Source organism: Microcoleus sp. (assembly GCF_049646505.1).
In the GTDB taxonomy this organism is placed as follows: domain Bacteria; phylum Cyanobacteriota; class Cyanobacteriia; order Cyanobacteriales; family Microcoleaceae; genus Microcoleus.
In genome coordinates, this window is the sequence record NZ_JBARVX010000063.1 from 1 (window position 1) to 1,619 (window position 1,619).

Sequence of the window (1,619 nt, forward strand, 5' to 3'; positions counted from 1 at the left end):
TAAAACTGGCACTCCACACAGCACTCTTGTGTCCCTTTAAAGTTTTAATCAATGTACCGTCAACTTTCCACAGTCTCACCATTTTGTCTGCACTCGCCGATACCAGTATTTGGCGATCGGGACTAAAGCTAATATTTGTCAATCCACTTGTATGTTGCAAAATACTCACCGGCGTGCCGTCTTTTCTCCAAAGTCTTGCAGTTCCTCCAGCACTTGCAGCCGCTAGCATTGCACCGTCGGGACTGAAAGTTACATTCATAATTTTATCACTTTCCACGTGTAAAATTTTGAGCAATTTGATATCCCTACTTGCCTCGATTGACTGCTGTTTTTGCAATTTTTCCACAACCTTTGTCAAACTCCAAAGTTTAACAATGCCATCAGTACCAGCCGCCGCAAGTATCTGACCGTCTGGACTAAAAGTAGCGCGGGTTATCCAACCTTGATTTACTTTAAAACTTAACAATTCTTGCCCGTTAATTTGCCAGAGTTTAACAGTTCCGTCGGCAGTGGCTGAAACAATTATTTTACCATCTGGACTCAAACAAACGCTGGTTAATTTAGCGCTGTGTCCTTTTAAATTGTGCATCAATTTTCCGTTATTTTGCCAAATCTTGACAGTTTGGTCGTCGCTGGCGGAAACAACTATCTGACTGCTATGATTGAAGATTGCACTTATAATTTTATCTGTATGCCCGGTCAATGTTGCTTGTAAAGTTCCATTAGTTTGCCAAAGTTTGATATCATTGTCATCGGTAGCCGTAGCCAGTATTTTGCTGTCGGGACTGAAGCTGGTGAAAGCAAGATTGCTGGCTTGACTCTGGAAAGTGCGGCGTGCGGTGAAGCTGAAAACTGCGTGTTCTAGGGCGATCGCCACTCGCGTCTGAATTTCTGAACTCACTCCGAGCGATCGCTTAATTTCAGTAGCCGCCTTGATGCTTTCTAGCAAAGCTTCATGTTTTTTGCCAGCAGCAAATAGCGTTTCTGATAGTACGCTGAGAGTCAGAATTTTGTTATTTCTTTCTTCGATTGACGGTTTCACCCAAAATGCTACAATCAGGATTGATATTAATATTGCTGCGGCCCCTGTAATAGTTGCTAATCTGAGGTTGTACTCGCGCCATAACTTATATTGAGTAATTCTTTTCTGTTTTTGTGCTTCTGCTAGTTCCTCTAGTAACTTTTTTTCGCGGCGCAGTTGCTCCATTTCAGCTTTAGTTTGTTTTTCGCGATCGCGAAATCGGGCAAATTCCGCTTCTTGACTAGCACCTAAAAATTGATAATCTTGCGCGCTCAAGCTCTTATTTGCCGACCACTCTCTAGCCTCTTCCAGTGCTTGACCGCGCAACAAGCGAGATTCATCTTGACAATCTGATGCTATCCATGCTGTTAGCGATTCGGCATAGGGGCGCAAGTCACAGAGTGCTTTTTCTACCCAGTTTTGATTGAATATAGCTGCATAAATGCGGTTGGATACGGTTAATTTTCCGGCTCGTTTTACTACTAAGCCGCTCAGTCGCAATTCTGTTTGTTCGGGAGTATCATCGGCTGTACCCCCCCCTGCCCCCCCTTGGTAAGGGGGAGAGAAAGAGGTTTGAGATTGGTTGGGGAGAGATAAG

At 43.9% G+C, this 1,619-nt stretch carries 1 protein-coding gene; it reads right to left on the reverse strand.

The window, feature by feature from the left end:
• A partial coding sequence (locus WBA89_RS03290) for a WD40 repeat domain-containing protein (protein ID WP_424404050.1) occupies window positions 1-1,619 on the reverse strand: 1,619 nt, incomplete at both ends.